Origin of the sequence: Mesorhizobium sp. M0293, from assembly GCF_040321735.1 — a bacterium.
Lineage (GTDB): Bacteria > Pseudomonadota > Alphaproteobacteria > Rhizobiales > Rhizobiaceae > Mesorhizobium.
Genome location: NZ_JAMYSA010000003.1, coordinates 35689 through 54244 on the forward strand (window position 1 = coordinate 35689; position 18556 = coordinate 54244).

16 protein-coding genes and 2 pseudogenes are annotated in these 18556 nt (G+C 59.9%); 9 read left to right on the forward strand and 9 right to left on the reverse strand.

Going from position 1 to position 18556, the window contains the following annotated elements:
- Positions 1–150: 150 nt before the first annotated feature.
- On the forward strand, positions 151–453 hold the full coding sequence (locus tag NKJ06_RS02035; RefSeq protein WP_352627763.1) for a DUF982 domain-containing protein: 303 nt from the start codon (positions 151–153) through the stop codon (positions 451–453).
- Positions 454–564: 111 nt separating this feature from the next.
- Here NKJ06_RS02035 and NKJ06_RS02040 read toward each other — a convergent pair whose 3' ends face one another.
- The 7 genes and pseudogenes from NKJ06_RS02040 to NKJ06_RS02070 all read right to left on the reverse strand — a co-directional run bounded on the left by NKJ06_RS02040 (position 565) and on the right by NKJ06_RS02070 (position 7460).
- Positions 565–918: a YybH family protein gene (locus tag NKJ06_RS02040; protein WP_352627762.1), complete on the reverse strand. Its 354-nt coding sequence runs from the start codon at positions 916–918 to the stop codon at positions 565–567.
- 71 nt (positions 919–989) lie between these two features.
- Positions 990–1733 (reverse strand): ribonuclease activity regulator RraA, encoded by a 744-nt coding sequence (locus tag NKJ06_RS02045; protein WP_352627761.1) that lies wholly within the window; start codon positions 1731–1733, stop codon positions 990–992.
- 23 nt (positions 1734–1756) lie between these two features.
- Positions 1757–2920: pseudogene (locus NKJ06_RS02050) on the reverse strand (mandelate racemase/muconate lactonizing enzyme family protein).
- 29 nt (positions 2921–2949) lie between these two features.
- Positions 2950–4047: an ABC transporter ATP-binding protein gene (locus NKJ06_RS02055; RefSeq protein WP_352808757.1), complete on the reverse strand. Its 1098-nt coding sequence runs from the start codon at positions 4045–4047 to the stop codon at positions 2950–2952.
- Positions 4048–4057: 10 nt separating this feature from the next.
- On the reverse strand, positions 4058–4948 hold the full coding sequence (locus NKJ06_RS02060) for a carbohydrate ABC transporter permease (RefSeq protein WP_352627758.1): 891 nt from the start codon (positions 4946–4948) through the stop codon (positions 4058–4060).
- On the reverse strand, positions 4945–5904 hold the full coding sequence (locus NKJ06_RS02065; RefSeq protein WP_352808760.1) for a carbohydrate ABC transporter permease: 960 nt from the start codon (positions 5902–5904) through the stop codon (positions 4945–4947). The genes NKJ06_RS02060 and NKJ06_RS02065 overlap by 4 nt, the downstream gene beginning before the upstream one ends.
- A gap of 77 nt (positions 5905–5981) precedes the next feature.
- Positions 5982–7460 carry an ABC transporter substrate-binding protein gene (locus NKJ06_RS02070; protein ID WP_352627756.1) on the reverse strand — a complete coding sequence of 493 codons (1479 nt, stop codon included), beginning with the start codon at positions 7458–7460 and terminating at the stop codon, positions 5982–5984.
- Positions 7461–7670: 210 nt separating this feature from the next.
- On the opposite strand from NKJ06_RS02070, the gene NKJ06_RS02075 reads away from it, so the two are divergent.
- From NKJ06_RS02075 to NKJ06_RS02100, 6 genes and pseudogenes are all read left to right on the forward strand, one after another.
- On the forward strand, positions 7671–8381 hold the full coding sequence (locus tag NKJ06_RS02075; protein WP_352627755.1) for a GntR family transcriptional regulator: 711 nt from the start codon (positions 7671–7673) through the stop codon (positions 8379–8381).
- A 56-nt stretch (positions 8382–8437) separates the two neighbouring features.
- The gene (locus tag NKJ06_RS02080; protein WP_352627754.1) at positions 8438–9604 is read left to right on the forward strand and encodes a mandelate racemase/muconate lactonizing enzyme family protein; all 1167 of its coding nucleotides are present in this window, start codon (positions 8438–8440) and stop codon (positions 9602–9604) included.
- A gap of 73 nt (positions 9605–9677) precedes the next feature.
- Positions 9678–11036 (forward strand): mandelate racemase/muconate lactonizing enzyme family protein, encoded by a 1359-nt coding sequence (locus tag NKJ06_RS02085; RefSeq protein WP_352627753.1) that lies wholly within the window; start codon positions 9678–9680, stop codon positions 11034–11036.
- 46 nt (positions 11037–11082) lie between these two features.
- On the forward strand, positions 11083–11409 hold the full coding sequence (locus tag NKJ06_RS02090; protein ID WP_352627752.1) for an NIPSNAP family protein: 327 nt from the start codon (positions 11083–11085) through the stop codon (positions 11407–11409).
- 8 nt (positions 11410–11417) lie between these two features.
- Positions 11418–12614: a mandelate racemase/muconate lactonizing enzyme family protein gene (locus NKJ06_RS02095; protein ID WP_352627751.1), complete on the forward strand. Its 1197-nt coding sequence runs from the start codon at positions 11418–11420 to the stop codon at positions 12612–12614.
- A gap of 482 nt (positions 12615–13096) precedes the next feature.
- A pseudogene (locus NKJ06_RS02100) lies at positions 13097–13255 on the forward strand (dimethylsulfonioproprionate lyase family protein); the annotation flags it as partial.
- 122 nt (positions 13256–13377) lie between these two features.
- On the opposite strand, the gene NKJ06_RS02105 reads toward NKJ06_RS02100, so the two are convergent.
- Together NKJ06_RS02105 and NKJ06_RS02110 are read right to left on the reverse strand one after the other, a co-directional pair.
- Complete coding sequence (locus NKJ06_RS02105; RefSeq protein ID WP_352808764.1) at positions 13378–14439, reverse strand: FAD-binding oxidoreductase; 1062 nt, start codon at positions 14437–14439, stop codon at positions 13378–13380.
- A 4-nt stretch (positions 14440–14443) separates the two neighbouring features.
- Positions 14444–15682, reverse strand: a complete 1239-nt coding sequence (locus tag NKJ06_RS02110; protein WP_352808766.1) for an aromatic ring-hydroxylating oxygenase subunit alpha — start codon at positions 15680–15682, stop codon at positions 14444–14446.
- Positions 15683–15839: 157 nt separating this feature from the next.
- Between NKJ06_RS02110 and NKJ06_RS02115 the strand changes: the two genes are divergently transcribed.
- Both NKJ06_RS02115 and NKJ06_RS02120 read left to right on the forward strand, forming a co-directional pair.
- Positions 15840–16718, forward strand: a complete 879-nt coding sequence (locus NKJ06_RS02115; protein WP_352808769.1) for a LysR substrate-binding domain-containing protein — start codon at positions 15840–15842, stop codon at positions 16716–16718.
- Between the two features lie 246 nt (positions 16719–16964).
- Positions 16965–18521: a trimethylamine methyltransferase family protein gene (locus tag NKJ06_RS02120; protein ID WP_352808771.1), complete on the forward strand. Its 1557-nt coding sequence runs from the start codon at positions 16965–16967 to the stop codon at positions 18519–18521.
- Positions 18522–18556: the final 35 nt, after the last annotated feature.

Sequence of the window (18556 nt, forward strand, 5' to 3'; positions counted from 1 at the left end):
ATTTTGTCGCGAGAAACCAGGGCCGAAGGCTGACCGTTTCTTGGCCCCCAAGCTTTCTTATGCCGAATCTTCTTTTTTCTGGAACCAAACGCCCATTCGGGAGTTTGGTGGGGTTCGATCGAGCGCATTGCGGTCGACCGGGAGGAAACGATGGATCAGTTGCATTTCTTTTCGCCCGTGCGGATTTCGCGCGGGGAAGGACACCCTGTGGAAGAAATCGATAGTGTTGCCGAAGCCATGATGTTCTTGCGGAAATGGCCGACGGGACGGCGCGGTCCGGTTTATCAGTGCGCGCTGAATTGTTGCTCGGCCGCCTTGTCGGGCCAGATGTCGGCCGAGGAAGCAAGGAAAGCGTTCACTGGCTTTGCCCGCATCACGCGTCTTCTCGATGATGACATGGCGTTGCCGGTGCCCGGCGAAAGCACGGCAAGCGTGCACGCGCTGCGGCGATAGACGCCTGTTGCCTTGACTGTTTTGCAAGATCTCGCGCTGTTGCGGCGCGGTCTTGTTTTGCGATGCGCTCCGGAAATGACGGACATCCACAGTTCGGCCGGGTCAAACGCCTCAGGTGACGGAATAGCGGTCGATCACCCAAAGCCAGCTGCCATCGCTTTGCCGCCGGGCAACTTCGCTGGTGACGTCACCGCCGGGAAGACGGGTCGATGTGAGGGCAAGATCGCCGCAAATGAGCGCCGGCTGCTGCTCGCCCACGGCGAACTTTCGTCCCGACGCGGCGATTTCAAGATAGTAGCCGCGAATGGCCTCCCTGCCGCGCAGCAAGCGTCCGCCACCACAGTCGACCACCGCATCCGGTTCGAACAGGGCGGTCATGCCGTCGACGTCGCCTGCATGCTGCCGCGAAATCAGCAACGGCTCCAGTTGCTGGGGGTCGTAGACGGGCTTTGTCTCGGCGTTCATGCACCGACCTCCGCTGATCCGCGAACGAAAATCCTGCCGCAAACAGGCGCCCGTGCCCGGGTGATTCCAAGTCAATCCACCAGGCGATTGGTTTTGCGCCACTCCTCATATTCGCCGCGGGCATCATCATGCAGCGGATAGTAGCGCTGCAGTGGCGCACCCTCCAGGAGCCTCATTCGCGAGAACTCCTCCCAATCGTGATGCTTCTGCGATTCTTCGATTACCTTCGTGGCCATTGCGACGGGAAGCACCACCACCCCGTCGTCGTCGGCGACGATGATGTCGCCGGGGATCACCGTGACACCACCGCAGGCAATCGGAACGTTGACGGCGTTCGGATAGATGCTGGTTTGTACATGGTAGTTGGGCGTCCAGCCGCGCAGCCATAGGGGCAGATCGAGCTTTTCAACATTGGGCCGGTCGCGCATGCATCCATCGATGACGATGCCGGCGCCACCTCTGCCCTTGAAATACGTCGACATCATATCGCCGAAGACGCCCGAACTCATGTCGCCGCGCGCGTCGACCACGACCACATCGCCCGCCTGCGCATGATAGAGCACGTGCCGGTGCAGTTGCGTCTCCGGATCGGCATATTCGCCCTCGGTGAACAGGTCCGGCCGCTGCGGCATGAACTGCAGCGTCAGCGCCGGCCCGACGATCGACTTCCCGTGGTTCTGCGCCACCGGACCGACCATGTGCGGATTGCGGAAGCCCATATGCCCAAGCGTGCCGGCAACCGTCGCGGCGCCGATCTCCCTTAGCGCATCAATCAGGTCTTTGGGCGGCCGCGTGATGTTGGAGGTGTGCGTCATTATGGACTCCGGTTGAAATGGAACTACCAGTTGGTGACAGAACCGTCGCGGCGCTTGAGGTGAGGCGCTTCCCAGAAACGGAAACTCTCCGACTGGACCGCCGCTTCGTTGACCTCGACGCCGAGCCCCGGCAGATCGCCGACCGGATAATAGGGGCCGTCGAGCCGTGGTTGCACGGGGAAGAAGTCGGAATTGTCGAAGCCCAGCTTTTTTTCGGGCTCCCTGGTCTCGAGCCACGCGAAGTTGGGTACCGCGGACGCCAGATGCACGGTGGCGGCAGTGCACACCGGACCAAGGGGATTGTGCGGCATCAGATCCACATAGTGGGCCTCGCTCCAGCCAGCGACTTTCATCGCCTCGGTAAGCCCGCCGACATTGCAAACATCGAGCCGGTTGAACTGGTGGATACCGCGCTCGATGTAGGGCAGGAACTGCCACTTGCTGGCGAATTCCTCACCGATGGCAAAGGGGATGTCGGTCATCGTGCGCAGGGATTCGTAGGCCTCCGGTGTCTCGTCCCGTATCGGCTCCTCGAGGAAATCAAGCACGCCGCGGCCGAGCTTGTTGCAGAAGCTCGCCGCCTCTGCCACCGACAGCCGATGATGATAGTCGAGGCCGAGGACGACCTCGTCGCCCAGCGCCTCGCGCGCCTTGTTCAGCATCTTCGCGGTAGCGCCGATCGACTCGCGGGGCTCGAAGATGTCCCCGCTGTTTTGCCCGACGGGGAAGAAGCGGATCGCCTGCCATCCCTGCGCGCGCAGTTCGCTGGCTCACTCGATGGCAACATCGCCCTCGGCCTCATCTCCGGTCGAGGCGAAGGTAGGGATGCGGTCGCGCTGCTTGCCGCCTAGCAGCTCATAAACCGGAACCCCCAGCGCTTTGCCCTTGATGTCGTGCAGGGCGATGTCGATGGCGGAAATCGCCGCTTGCAGAACCCGCCCGCCTTCGAAGTACTGGCTGCGATAAACCTCCTGCCAGATCCGGCCAATCTGCATCGGGTCGCGTCCGATAAGAAACTCGCGGTAATGCTCGACCGCACCGGCCACGGCTTTCTCGCGACCGCTCAAGCCGCTCTCGCCCCAGCCGAAGATGCCCTGGTCGGTCTCGACCTTGACGAGCATCTGGTTGCGCGTTCCTATCCACACTGGATAGGGCTTGATCGCGGTGATCTTAAGCCTCGTAGTCATCCGGCCCCATCCCAAACGACCCCATCTTCTCAGTCGGCCTTGAGGGCCATTTCAGTTTCGCCGTCGAACAGATGCATCCGCTCCTGGTCGAACTCGAGCCAGATCCGCTCGTCGGGGGCGATGGCAATGTTCGGCGGCACGCTGACGTTGACGATGGCGCCGGACAGGAGCGCCTGCACGAAGGTGACGTCTCCGGTCGGCTCCACCGTGTAGGCCTTGGCCGGGACGCTGCCTGGCACCGCGCTCTTGAGGAGCTTGATCGTCGAGTGACGTGCGCCCAGCACGACTTTCCTGGTCGTTGCTCTTGCAACCTTCTGGGCGTTGCGCGGCGAGAGCTCAAGACTCCAGCCCTCCGCGCCAGTCAGAACGGTGTTGCCGTTTGCCGTGGATGCCTCCAGCGGAATGAGGCTCATTGCCGGGCTGCCGATGAAGCTGGCAACAAACATGTTCACCGGATGGGCAAAGACCTGCGCCGGTGAATCGTACTGCTGCAGCAGGCCGCCGTTCATCACCGCCATCTTGTCGGCCATGGTCACCGCTTCAAGCTGGTCGTGCGTCACGTAGATGATCGTAGCCTTGAGGTCTTGGTGGAAACGCTTGATCTCCGACCGCATCTGCACGCGCAGTTTGGCATCGAGGTTGGAGAGCGGCTCGTCCATCAGGAACACAGCGGGGTCGCGGACGAGGGCACGGCCGAGCGCCACACGCTGCTGCTGCCCGCCCGAAAGTTCGCGCGGCTTGCGCTCGAGCAGGTGCGTCATGTCGAGCACTCGCGCAGCTTCCTTGACCTTCTTGTCGATCTCGTCCCGGGGCAGTTTGCGCATCTGCAGCGGGAACGCCAGATTCTTGTAGACCGACTTTTGCGGATAGAGGGCGTAGTTCTGGAACACCATTGCGATGTCCCGGTCCTTGGGGTCGAGATCGTTGACCACTCGTTCCCCGATGACGATGTCGCCCGATGTGATCGGGATCAGCCCCGCGACGAGATTGAGCGTGGTTGTCTTGCCGCAACCTGAAGGGCCGACGAGCGCGACGAACTCGCCGTCGTTGACCGTCAGCGAAACGTCGTTGACAGCCTTGAAGCCGCCGTAGGTCTTGACGAGATCTCTGAGGACCACGTGGGCCATCGGCAACTCCCTAGTGCTTGACCGCGCCTTCTGTAAGGGCGCGTACGAAGTATCGTTGCAGGACGAGGAACAGCACCACGACGGGCACGCTCATCATGAAGCTGGCCGCCATCAGGCCTGGAAAGTCCGTGGTGTTTTCCGAGAAGAAGCGCTGGATGCCGACCGGCAGGGTCAATTGATCGTTCTTGGAGAGGAAGGTGTAGGCGTAGATGTACTCGTTCCAGGCGCCGATGAAGGAATAGATCGCGGTGGCGATGATCCCCGGCGTCGAGAGAGGCATCACGATCAGGATGAAGGCCTGGAAGCGCGTCGCTCCATCGATGCGTGCCGCCTGCTCGAGCTGCACCGGGATGTTGTCGTAGAACCCCTTCAGCAGCCAGATCGCCAGCGGCAGGCCGAAGGTGAGATAGGTGAGAACCAGGGAACCGTGCGTGTTCACCAGCCCGATCGCCCGCATTAGGATGAAGAGCGGCACGAGAAAAATCACCGCCGGGAACATGTTGCGCAGCAGCACGGCGAAGAACAGGAAGTTCCGGCCCGGAAAACTGAAGCGCGAAAACGCATAGGCCGCCGGGACAGCCACGATCACCGAGAGGATTGTCGTCATGGTCGAGACGAAAACGCTGTTCCAGAAGAAGCGCAAGAAGTCCTGGCCGACGCTGTTTTGCGGATCGAGCAGCTTCTGGTAGCTGGCGAGGGTAGGCTCGTCCGGCCACCATTGCGGCGGGAATTGCGTCGCCGCGAACCCTGACTTGATCGAGGTGATCAGCATCCAGATCATCGGCAGCGCGGTGTAAAGCAGCATGAACACGAGGAAGATGCGCCCGGCCCACCGCCATCCGTCGACGCGCATACGGCGACGGGTCCGGCCTCGAGGGGCTGTCTCGGCAATCGTGCTCATGAGCTCCCTTCTTTCCGCTCGTTGCCGCTTAACGCACGGACGTAGAAATAGCCCAGCGTCATCAGCATGAGGAACAGGAGCACCGAATAGGCCGATGCAACGCCCCAGCGCTGCCGGCCGAAAGCGAGTTCATAAATGTGCGTGATCCAGATATGCGATGCGTTCGACGGCCCGCCACCGGTCATGATCCACGGGATGATGAAGGAATTGAAGTTGGCGACAGCGAGCAGCAGGATGGTCACCGTCGAGACGTTGCGCAAGTGCGGGAAAGTGACGTGCCAGAAGCGCTGCCATGCATTGGCCCCGTCGACTTCCGCGGCGCGCAGCAACTGCTCGGGGACTGTCTGCAGGCCGGCCATCATCATGATCATGGCAAACGGAAACTCGCGCCAGATATTGACGACGATCAGTGAGGGCAGCACCGTAGAGACGTTGTCGATGAAATTCGGCGGCCGGTCGGCCAATCCGAGGCCGACCAGCACCGCGCCGATGATCCCGAAGTCCGAATGGTAGATCCACTTCCAGATATAGGAGGCGGCAACCGCGCTGATGACCCAGGGAATGATCAGGATAGCGCGCAAGACGCCGCGGCCGACAAAGTCGCGGTGAAGCGCCAGCGCGGCGCCAAACCCCAGGACAAAGGAAATAAGAGTGGATCCCAGTGTCCAGATCAAAGTGTTCCAGGTGACCTTCCAGAACACCTCGCTGGTGAGGATGGTCGTGTAGTTGTCGAAGCCGATGAAACTCTTGTCGCGCAGCTGCAGGCCAGGCGGCGTCTTGAAGAACGACAGCTCGACCGTGTAGTAGATCGGATAGGCGATGACGATGAGCATCACGGCGATCGCGGGGAGCACGTACGCGTAGTCCGCTCGATGCTTCCATATCTTCCGCGGCACGCCGGACCTACCGGGTTGCAATCTTCGGCGAGCCTCGGTCTTGCCGGTCACGATCGTCACTGTGGCGTGCCCTTATTCTTCGGAACGAACCGGCTGCACGAGCGGCGCAGCCGGTCAGATGGCAGCTCAGGCGCGGACTAGAGTCCGCCCATCAGGTCCTTCACCTTCTTGGCCGCGTCGTCCGCCGCCTGGTCGACGGTCATCGCTCCGGTCAGGGCATTCTGCAGCATATCCGGGACAATGATGTTCATGATCTCGGGGGACTGCGGCAGCGCGGGGAACGGGATGCCGTATGGCAGCATCGAGGTCGTGACATCGAGGAACTTGATGTTGTCCAGACGTTCTTTCATCCATTTGGTCTTGAAGCCGTTGAGGTTGCCCGGATTCGAGCCGGCATACGCCATCTTCAGCGACCATTCGGGGCTGGTCCACATGCAGATGATAGCCTTTGCGGCCGGCTCGTCCACCTTGCCGCCTTCGACGTATTCAGGCTTCAGGATGTGAATGTTCGAGCCGCCGAACACGACGGCGCGTTTGCCGTCGGGGCCACTCGGAATGAGGCCGTAGCGCATGTTGTCGATGACGGTCTGCGCCTTGTCCTTGTCGGTGCCCGTCGCCTTCTTCTGCAGGTCGAGCATAACGTTGTAGTCGGACGGGTGCGAGATCATCATGCCGAGCTGGCCGGCGACGAACAGGGGCTGATTGTCGGCCTGCTGGTTGGTGAGCGCCGACACCGGAACCGACTTGTCGCGAACATACATGTCGTACGAGGCTTGCAGCGCCGCCTTGCTTTGCGGGCTGTCGAGTTCGACCTTGTCATAAGTCGGGTTCGCCGCCGCTTCGTCGAAAACGCCGCCGCCATAGGCCCACAGCTGCGGCATGAAGCGATACGGCGTGTTGCCGGCGTTCTTGCGAGCCACGAGACCGTAACCCGCGATGCCGAGCTTGTCGTGGATCTGCTTGGAATACTTGACGACATCGTCCCAGGTTGCCGGAGCCTTGTCCGGATCGAGGCCCGCACGCTTGAAAATGTCGGCGTTCCAGATGAACGCCATCGTCTCGTTGTTGGTCGGGATGCCGTAGGTCACGCCCTCCCAGGTCACGGCCTTCATGGCGCCGGGCCAGAAGTCCTCGGTCGAATACCCCACATCCTCGGGTTTGAGCGGCTGCAGATAGCCCTTCGAAGCGAACTCGGTGCCACCGAGGATTTGCAGTCGGACCGCCATCGGCGCGGCATTGCCCAGGAGCGCCGTGCGGAACTTGTCTAGAAGATCGTTATAGGTGAGAGCTTGATCCTCGAGCTGGATGTTCGGATAGGTCTTGCGGAAGGTCTCGAAGAAATCCTTGTAGTATTGGCGCAGGAGGTCGGGGTCGCCCTCGAACACGCCCTGATACCAGAAAGTAAGTCGCCCCTTGTAGTCGAGCGGGGTGATCTTGGCGCAATCGGCCGCCGTGTCAAAATCCTGTGTGCCTGCGATGGAGCGCACATAGTCCGGCGACCACTTGCTTAAATCGACCGGCGGCGCGCCCAGCGCCGACGCAGACATCAGCGATACCATTAATGCAGTGGAGACAGTGCCGCGCAGGACGGCACCGCCGAGTGTAATCCTCGTCATAGGTATCCTCCAGGTTCTCTCCCATGCCGCTCAGCGTCGAGGCAAGCGGTCCTTGTTCATTTGATCGCGGGATGTCCTCTATGTATCCTCTTGATCGTTTTATACGTTTTCAGATCGCAGATTTGCTGTCAACGCGATAAATCGTACATTGTTTGTGTAAATCGTGCGTGATATCGAACAAAGTGTGTATTGACTTTAGGGGAGCCGGCTTTGGCCGAAACAAGCGATTTCAAAGCAGAGCCACCCATGGGGATTGACCCCATTGGTGCCTCAAGCGAGGGCGCCTCGCTTTATGAACTGATCCGGGAAGACATCATCGAGGGACGGCTCGCCGCCAACGAGCGGCTTGTGGTCACCGATCTCGCCCGGCGTCACGGCACCTCGACCAACCCGGTGCGCGAGGCGCTGCAGCTGCTGCGTGGGGAAGGCTTCGTCACCTTCGTGGCCAACCGCGGCGCGCGCGTCCGCCCCATAGATCAGGATTTTGTCCGCGACATCTATGAGATCGGTGTTCTGATCGAGCCAGCCCTGACGCGATGGTTCGTGAGCATGGCGACCAGCGAGGATATTGCCGAACTCGAACGTATCCAGGGCCTGATCGAGGAGAACAATTTCGCCGACACACTCCGGCACAGTGAACTGGATACCGCCTTCCACACCGTGATGTACCAGCGCCACTATAACCGCCATGCCGCCGAGCTTTGGTGGAAGCATCGCGAAGTGTTGCGAGCCGTGAGCCGACGTTTCAATTTCACGCTCGCGCGGCGGGCTGCCATCCTGCGTGAGCACCGTGAACTCATCGCGCATATAAAAGCGGGAAATGCCGACGAGGCGGGTGAACTCATTTCCCGCCATGTCGAGGGTTCCGGCCGGCACGTTCTCGAACAGATGCGTGCGCGCAATGCCGCTCGGGCCGGATAGGAGATCCGGTCCAGGACCCAGGTTGCCCCCGCTGATTTCAGGCAAAGGTAGTCGAGATGAAAATCACAAGCGTTCGGCCGTGGCTGATCAAGTCCGCTGCATCCTATTGGGGAGAGTTCCTGTTCGTCGAGGTGACAACCGACGAAGGGGTGAGCGGCTGGGGAGAGATCACCACCACCACAAGGCTCGCCAATCGGGCCCTGTGCACGATCCTGCGACAGATCGGTATCGCTGTGACCGGCGAGGATCCGGCCCGCATCGAGCACCTCTGGCACAAGATTTTCCGCAGCTTCACCTACATGGGAAGCCGCGGCGCCGCCGTCGAATGCGTGAGCGCCATCGACATTGCCCTCTGGGACATCCGGGGCAAAGTACTCGGCAAGCCGATTTACGAGTTGTTGGGCGGACCCGTCCGCGATGAGATCGTGCTCTACACTCACCCCAACCAGTCCAAATTCACCAGCAAGGAGGCTGTGGTCCGCGAAATTCGGGACATCGTTGAGTCCGGCCACACTGCGCTCAAGTTTGATCCGTTCCCCCATCAGGGCCGCATGGCGGACGGCTCGTCCCGCGAACAGCGGGACGGCTACCTTGATGGCAGCATGACTCGAAAGGACGAGCGCGAAGCCGCCGAACTCACCGCTTTGATCCGCGAAACGGCGGGGCCCGATGTCGACATCCTCATCGATGCGCACGGCCGCTTCGATGTCCCCACCGCCATTCGCCTCTGTCGCAGTCTCGAGGAAGCCGGCCAGATCGACTGGTTCGAGGAGCCTTGCCCGCCTGAGAGCCTCAACGCCCTCAAGCAGGTGCGTGAGAAGGTCGGTGCCGCTATCTCATGGGGTGAGCGCGGCCACACGAAGTGGGATTTCGTGCCGGTGCTCGAGAACAAGCTCGCTGACTACATTATGCCTGACGTTACCTGGACCGGCGGCATTACCGAACTCAAGAAGATCTCCGCCCTGTGCGAAGCCTACTACATCCCGGTCTCGCCGCATGACGCCGCGGGACCGGTCAACGTGGTTGCGGGAGCGCAGGTGATGATGACCGTTCCAAATTTCTACAAGCTCGAAACGTCGGAGTGGAACCTGGGCAAATACGATCATCTCATCGACAGACCGCTCGACGTTTCGAACGGCAGCCTCAAGCTGACGTCGAAGCCTGGTCTCGGTGTCGAGATGAACCGCGACTATCTGCAGGCCCACGAGATAGAGCTGGGCTAGCAATGCTCTGTGCCGGCCCAGCCTGTGCCGCACCAAGCCCGCCGACCAGAAAGAGGAAGAAAGAGGATAAGCCATGCCGAAAACAGGTCGAGCCGACGAGGCGCTCAACCGGGTGAACATCAACTCCAAACCGTCCGACCTGCGCATCACCGACCTGCGCGTCGCCGAGATCGTCGGCGCGCCCTTCACCTCGGCGCTTATCAAGATCTACACCAACCAGGGCATTGTCGGCTTGGGCGAAGTGCGCGATGGCGCCAGCGCAACCTATGCGCTGATGCTCAAGAGCCGGTTGCTGGGCGAGAATCCCTGTGACATCGACCGACTGTTCCGCCGCATCAAGCAATTTGGCGGCCATGGGCGGCAGGGTGGCGGTGTCTCGGCAGTCGAGATCGCGCTTTGGGACCTCGCCGGCAAGGCCTATGGCGTGCCGATCTACCAGATGCTCGGGGGGCGGTTCCGCGACAAGGTGCGGGTCTATTGCGACACCGATGCGGAGAAGCCCAGCGGCACCGAGACCGGCAAGCGGCTCAAGGCGCGGATGGATCTCGGTTTCACCTTCCTCAAGATGGACCTCGGGCTGGCGCAGATCTCCCACATCCCAGGCGCGGTGGTCGCGCCGGCCGGTGTGCTCGACGGTTTCCGCACCCATGCAAGCCGCGGCCGTGCGCGCACGCTGGACGAACGCCGGGCGCGCAATGCCGCCTATGACGCGCAGAACGTGCCGCATCCCTTCACCGGCCTTCACTTCACCGAAAAGGGCATCGACCTGCTCGATCAATATATCCACGAGGTTCGCGAGGTGATCGGCTACGAGATCCCGCTCGCCATCGACCATGTCGGCCACATCTCGCTCCAGGACGGCATCCGTCTCGCACGACGGATCGAGAAATACGCACCAGCCTGGCTCGAGGATGTGATCCCCTGGCAGTACACCGAGCAGTATCGGCAGTTGCAGCAGGCAACGTCGGTGCCGATCTGCACGGGCGAGGATATCTACCTCAAGGAAGGCTTCGAGCCGCTGCTTAACTCAGGCATCTCGGTCATCCACCCGGATTTGCTTACCGCTGGCGGCATCCTCGAGACCAAGAAGATCGGCGACGCGGCGCAAGACCATGGCGTTGCCATGGCCATCCACATGGCGGAAAGCCCGATCGCCGCGATGGCCGCCGCGCATGTCGCGGTGGCCACGGAGAACTTCATGGCGCTCGAATATCACAGCGTGGAAGTGGACTGGTGGGACGATATCGTCACCGGTCTGCCCAAGCCGCTGGTCAAGGACGGCTTCATCATGGTGCCGGACAAGCCCGGTCTCGGCATCGACGACGTCGTCGACGAAGTGATCAGCCAGCACCTGCAGCCCGGCGTCACCGGCATCTGGCAGCCGACCGATCACTGGGACGATGAATATTCCTGGGACCGCACCTGGAGCTGACTCTACACCTCTCCCTCCGAGGGAGAGGTGAACAGAAGGATCGACCATGATGTACGAACTTCGAATTTACGACTGCCTGCCGGGCCGGCTGCCGGCGCTGCTCAAGCGTTTCAACGACCATACCTTGGCGCTGTGGGATAAGCACGGCATCCGCCAGGCCGGGTTCTTCACCACGGTGGTCGGCGAAAGCAGCAATCGACTGACCTATTTCGTCGCCTGGGAATCCCTTGCCGAGCGCGAAGTGAAATGGAAGGCCTTCACCACCGATCCGGCATGGCTCAAGGTCCGCGACGAGTCCGAGCGTGATGGCCCGATCCTGGCCAATATTTCCAGCCAGTTTCTCGCGCCAACCGCCTTCTCGTCGGTGAAATAGAGGACATCATGAAGATCACCGATCTCCGGTGCGCCGTCATCGGCAAACATCCCATCGTCCGCATCGTGACCGACGAAGGCCTTCATGGCCTGGGCGAGGCGGAGTACACCAAGCCTTACCTCAAACCCTGGGTCCTGCATTTCCGCGACGCTCTGATCGGCGAGGACCCGACCGACGTCGAACGCTGCATGCTGAAGATCCGGCAGCGCGGCTCGTTCAAGCCCTATGGCGCCGCCGTCAGCGCCATCGAGCACGCGCTCTGGGACATCGCCGGCAAGGCGGCCGGCGTTCCCGTCTACAAGCTGCTCGGCGGCAAGGTGCGCGACAAGGTGCGGGTCTACAACGGCTCCATCCGTAAAAAGAGAACCGGCGACAAGCCCGAGGACTACGCGGCCGATGTCAAATGGATGATGGATCGGCCCGAAAACTTCTTCATGGTGAAGCAGGGCATCAGCTTCCACTCCAACATGAAGACGAGCGTGCCCGACTTCCACTACGGCGTTCGCCAGCCGCCGACCTATCACGGGGCGATGGACCAAGGGCAGATCAGCGAGCGCGGCATGGCGCATATGATCGAATGCGTCATCGCCATGAAGGAGGTGCTCGGCGACCAAGTCTCCCTGGCCCTGGATTGCGGCCCTGGCTGGTTTCTGCCGGACGCGATCCGCTTCGCGCAGGCAGTCGAGAAATACAATTTGATGTGGCTCGAGGACATGCTGACGGGCGACTACGTGCCATGGGTCAATCCGCAGGCTTACCGCGAACTCACGACATCCACGTCCACCCCCATCCACACGGGAGAGCAGATCTACCTGCGTCATAACTTCAAGGAACTGATCGAAACACAGGCGGTCCGCATCATCGGTCCAGACCCCGCCGATATCGGCGGCATCGCCGAGCTCAAATGGGTGGCCGAGCATGCCTACATGCACTCGATCATGATGGCGCCGCACGGCACAGCGAATGGGCTGCTGGGCCTCGGCGCACTGATCAATGTCTGCGCAACCTTGCCCGCCAATTACATCGCCTTCGAATATCCCAGCGCTTCCGACCCTTGGTGGGAGGATATCGTTATTGGCCTGCCGACGCGGATCGTGAAGGATTCGATGATCGACTTGCTCGAAGCTCCAGGATTGGGCCTCGACATCGATGCCGCAGGCGCGAAGAAGTATCTCAGGGAAGAGGATGCCGGTTTCTTCGACTGAATAAACTGTCTTCGTGTGCACTATGTGTGCAGTGAGAATTTCGATATAGCCAACTGGCTTTCCGTCGCGGTGGCGTAATCGTAAATTGGGCCTCGTTTGGACGGGAGCCTTTTGCCAAATTGGTCAGTCTTTCCAATTGGGTATTGGGTCGACTGAGATCAAAAAAGACAATGAAATTGAGATGATAGACAACAAACTTGCCATAGCCCCCATGATGGACTGGACAGATGTATGAAGAAAATCAGCTAGTTAAGTGATGATGTGTGCAAAAATCGCACACGAAAGTTCTGCTTCTCTTCTTTTTTCGTTCCCACGAAAGGGTCGCCGACAGCCCTGTTAGAACGCTCTTTTGCCGACGATATTGACCGCCCCATTGCGGACGTTCGCTGCGATATCCGGGATCTTTATTGGCCGATGCGGCGTACAATTTGCCTGGGGTTCCTGGAAGCTTTTCGAACTTTGTGGGTCGCGCCCCAGCCCGAATTGCGCATGGCGAGTTCAAGCAGGCTGGTAGGGATTGGTTTTCGCCCGGCATCGGTGGATCATTCTACAATCCGCCAGGCATCAAACACGCGATGAGATCGCTGGAGACGCCGTTGTTCGCTTTCTGGGCGCTGCTGGTGGAACAAACTCATCATTGATTGGCGTTCCGGGAGCAACCCTATGGAGCTGTTCGTCGATGCCTTGGCGCCATCCATCTTCGATTGAGCGCGGAGCGCCGCGCATCGAAGATGCACCGGATCGAGGATCGATCGAATGCTTTCTATGCGGCGACGCTCACACGACCGATCGGGCGAGAGCAGCAGGCAAGGATATAGCCATCGGCGATGTCCTCGTCCGTGATGCCGCCATTGTGCACCATGTGCACCTGCCCTTCGGTCTTGAGGACCTTGCAGGTTCCGCAGATTCCCATCGAGCATCCTGAAGGGATCACCAGGCCCGCAGAGCGTGCTGCTGCAAGAAGGGTATCAGTCTCGGCGCATTTCGCTGTAACGCCAGACGAGGCGAAGATGATCTCAGCCTGATTCTCTTCGTTTGGCACCACGTCGTCAGGTACGTCCTCGGCCTGCTCCGGCTCTGCCGCGAAGCTTTCCTGATGGTAGCGACTCATGTCGTAGCCGAGACCGGCAAGCGCCTCGCGCACGGCCCGCATGAAAGGCTCAGGTCCGCAGCAGAACACCTCGCGCTCCAGATAATCCTGCGCCATCAAGCCCAGCATGATCTGGTTGAACATTCCGCGATAGCCGGTCCAGGACCGGAAGGGATCTGCCTCTTCGACGACCCATTTCAGATCGATGCCGACGATGCGCGACGCCATAAGTTCCATCCTGTCGCGCAGAATGATGTCGGACGGGCGGCGCGCGCAGTTGATGAAAACAATGTCCGGCTCGCGCCCGGAATCGTAGAGCCAAGTGGTCATCGCCACCATCGGTGTGATGCCGGAACCGGCCGAGATGAAAAGGTATTTCTCGACCGGATGATGGACAATCGAGAATTTTCCAGTCGGCCCTATAGCCTTGATGCGCGCGCCTTTGCGCAAATTGTCGAGCATCCATCTGGTGCCGATCGACCCTTCCTGCGCCTTGACCGTGACGGTCAGGGCAGTCGGACGCGAAGGCGAAGACGATATCGTATAGGTGCGATAGGCCGGCCCGCCAGGAATTGGCAATTCCAGGGTGACGAACTGTCCCGGTTCATGATTGAACAGCGCGCCTGACGGACTCTGAAAGCTGAAGGTCACGACATTCGGCGCTTCCGGAGTACGGGTGACGCATTCCAACTCTTCTGCGTCGGTCCAGAACGCGAGGTTTTTGAATGCGCTCATCGGGTCATTCCGCTGCAACTTGACGGGGCGCAAGCGCGCGCCCAAGCCAGGCTGCATACCAGTCGACAAACTGCGTCACGCCGCTTTCCTGCGCGGGCGAATAGGGGCCAGGGATATAGGCCGGCGATAAGATTCCCAGCTGGTTGTTTTCGACAATCTCGCGGTCTTCGTCATTGGTAGCGATCCAGACCTCGGTCAGGCGCTTGAGGTCGTAGTCGACACCTTCGACCGCGTCCTTGTGCACAAGCCAGGTGGTGGTGACTTCGGTTTCAGTGGCGCCGATCGGCAACACCCGGAAGGTGAGAGAGTGGTCCGGCAGGAAGTGGTTCCATGTCGAGGGATAATGGAACATGAGGAGCGAGCCGGCGTCGGGCGGCGCAACCCGGCCAAGGTTCTTGGCGACGGCCGCCTTGCCGTCCATCGTATAGCTCACCGCCTTTTCCTGAAGCGGCATCCGCGCCACGCGGTATTGCCCGTCGCCAGCGAGTTGGAACTGCGCCGGCGCCCCGGCGCCAGCGCAACGGTCGAAATGCGCCTGAAGCTTCGCCGATACCCTCCCATCAGCCTGAACGCCAGCGACTTCGGGATCGAGCGGGAATGAGCGGCACAGCGCCGGATGATTACTGCTGCAATGATAGCATTCGCGGTTGTTCTCCCACACCAGCTTCCAATTGCCTTTTTCGATGATGGTCGACGTGTACGCGACTTTGGAATCCGTAAGGTCGTGGATTTCGAGATATGGCTGAGCCATCTGGGCGAAAGCATCGAAATCAGGATGAGTGGTGGACAGGCAGACGTAGATCAGGCCGTCGAAATTGCGAAGATTGACGGGCTTCAAACCATGTTTTGAGGCATTGAAATCCGGGCCCATGTCATTCGCCCAGATCAGCTTGCCATCGAGCTCATAGGTCCACTGGTGATAGGGACAAACGAGCTTGGCCACCTGGCCTTCGCGCGCCTTGCAGATCAGCGACCCGCGATGCCGGCAGGAATTATGAAAGGCGCGGATTTCGCCATCGCGGCCTCGAACCACGATCACCTCGTAGGCACCCACGCGCATCGTTACATAGCTACCAGCTTTGGCAAGCTGGCACGCGGGGGCTGCGTAGAGCCATTCCTGGTAGAAGATGTGCTCGAGGTCGAGCTGGTAAATCGTCGGCGATGTGTAGAACGGCTGTTCGAGCGCATAGCCCGAGACGCGACGTGCTAGCAACTCTTGGATGGTCGGCGAGGCGGCGTTCATGCGGAAATTCCATGGATAGCAGGCTTATGTGAAATGAAATTTTCTGGCTTGAACGCCTTTTGCGCAACAGCAGTAATTTTCAGCACGAGTTAGTTCATCTAATGTCTTGCACGCCGCGAGCTCCCATGAGCCAACAAGCGGTTCCGAAGGGGTTGTGATGCCAAGACCGTACGATCTCTCCTCGGTGACCGCTCTCATCTGCTTCGAGGCGGCTGCCCGAAATGCAAGTTTCAAGAATGCCGCTCAGGAATTGAACGTGACACCCGCGGCCATCAGCCACCAAATCAAGGCGCTTGAGGGTGACCTGGGATGCAGCCTGTTCCTGCGCAGGAGCCGCGGTGTCCAGTTGACCGAGAAAGGGGCGTTCTTGTTCGTTGCGGTGCAACGCGGCCTTGAGACGATTTCCGACGCCGTTGGTCACATGCGTGATGGGCCGGAAGCCGCAGACGTGACCATCCGGATAACGACGGCCGTCAGTTCGCTGTGGCTTACACCGAAGATTTCTACCTTCTGGAAAAGCCATCCCACCATCACTGTCTCACAGATCGTCAGCGACGTGCCTGGAGCAGCCATCCGTTGCGATCTAAGTATTCAATACGGCGATGCGCAGGAGAATCTCGAAGAGTGCCACAAACTCTTTCACGATCGCATCGTCGCGCTGGGAACGCCAAAATTCGCCGCTGAGCATGGCATTGGCCGAGTGGAGGATCTGCTCAAGGCACCTTTGATTCATACGAATAACGAGGAAACCGACTGGGAGAACTGGCCGGATTGGTTTCAAGCGCTTGGACACACCATCCCAAAGGGCCGAAGGTTTTCAGTCAACAACTACATGATTGCCCTCCAGGCCGCTCAGGATGATATCGGGGCGGTGTTGGGTTGGGATGGATTGGTCAAAAGTCTGATGGATCAGGGACGGCTGGTCGCACTTGTGCCCGACAATATTCCATCGCCCAGGGCATTTTATCTAAAAATCCATCCCAGGGCAGGCCCGAAAGCCCGGCTCTTCGCGGACTGGCTCGTAAAGAGCACATAGCGGTTTACCAAAAATGTTTCTGCGCGGGACCGAGAAAGGCTAGCGCTACGTGGTGCCATCCGCGCGCACTTGCGTTGAGTGATAATGCTCCCGATGGCTGCCGAGCCCACAAAGGGTCGGGCTCGCGCTAGTTGAGCTAAACGTCGGTGTGGCAGACTTGCATGTCGCATTCGGCATGTTCAGTTCCGTTTTGTGTAAGGCTCGGTGGCCAACGAGTGTCAGTGTGCAGCCATTCGGGGATTTGACATGAGCAACACCGCAACGTCAGGCAGAACAAGATCAGGAGGTCGTGCAGCGCGACAAATCCTGCGTACAACCCCCGACTTTCAAATGCTGCCCGGTTTGACCCGTGGGATCCCCGTCTGTGAGGTTATGGATGGATCCCAAGTCGAGAAGATCGACAATGCGTCCATGCACATCCTCGAAAACATCGGCGTGCTTTTTCGCGATCCGATCGCGCTGGACGATTGGAAACGCGCCGGCGCCAAGGTCGAGGGAGAGATGGTCTACCTCGACCGTGGATTGGTGCGTGAACTCATTTCCACCATCCCGTCGGATTTCACCTACCACGCGAGAAACCCCGCCAACAATGTCCGTCTCGGCGGACGGCATTCGGTCTTTGTCCCGATGACGGGCGCCCCCTATCTGCGCGACCTGGATGATGTTCGGCGCAATCCCATGCTCGAAGACCTGGCGATGTTCCACAAGCTGAGCCACATGATGCCCGCTCTGCATTCGTCGGCTCATCACATCGTGGAACCTTATGATCATCCGATCAGCCAGCGGCATCTTCGCATTACCTATTCGTCGATGAAACATTCCGACAAGATGTTCATGGGAATGACGACGAGCGCCAAGAATGCCGAAGATGTGATGGATATGTGTGCGATCCTCTTCGGCGAAGATTTCATGGAGACGCATCCCGTCACTACCGGCAACTGCAACGGAAATTCCCCGCTGGTCTGGGATGAGGTCATGCTGGGTGCAATGCGGGCGTTCTGCCGGCGCAATCAACCGGTGCTGTGCTCTCCGTTCGTGCTCGGCGGCGCCAACACGCCAGCCTCCGTGCCTGCGACCGTCGCACAGCTTAACGCCGAGGCACTCTCGGCGCTGGCGTACACCCAAGTCATCCGCAAGGGGACGCCGGCGATCTATGGCCACTACCTGTCGACCGTCAGCATGAAATCCGGCGCCCCGATGGCAGGCACGCCCGAGATCTCCCTAATGAACTTCATGATAGGGCAAATGGCGCGCCATTATAACCTGCCATGGCGCACATCGAGCCATCTCGGTGGGGCCAAGACCTTCGATGCGCAAGCCGGCTATGAAAGCGCAACGACGATGTCGGCGGTCCTGCATTCGGGCGCGAACTACATCTGGCATTCTGCGGGTTGGAATGAGGCGGGGATGCACTGCTCGGTCGCAAAATTCGTCGTAGACGCGGAGCAATGCGCCATGGCCTATCGAATGGCCGAGGGACCTAAATGGGACGATTTCGATCAGGCGCTAACCGCGATTCCCGATGTCGGACCGGGCGGGCACTATCTGGGCCATCCTCACACATTGGAGAATTTTCAAAAAGCGTACTTCATGCCCGAACTCTTTGACAACAACTCGGTCGAGCAATGGCAGGCGGAAGGCGCCCTCGACACCACGAAACGCGCCCTGAACCACGCTCGCCGGCTGCTGTCGGAGTACCAAGAACCCAAGCTCGACGAGGCCAAGGACGAGGCGCTGCGGGACTACATCGCTCGTCGCGAGCAGGAAATCCCGGCAGCCGATGAACTCAATCAAAGCTACTAGTTTTCTGATGGCTGGCGAGTGTCTGCGTTGAAACG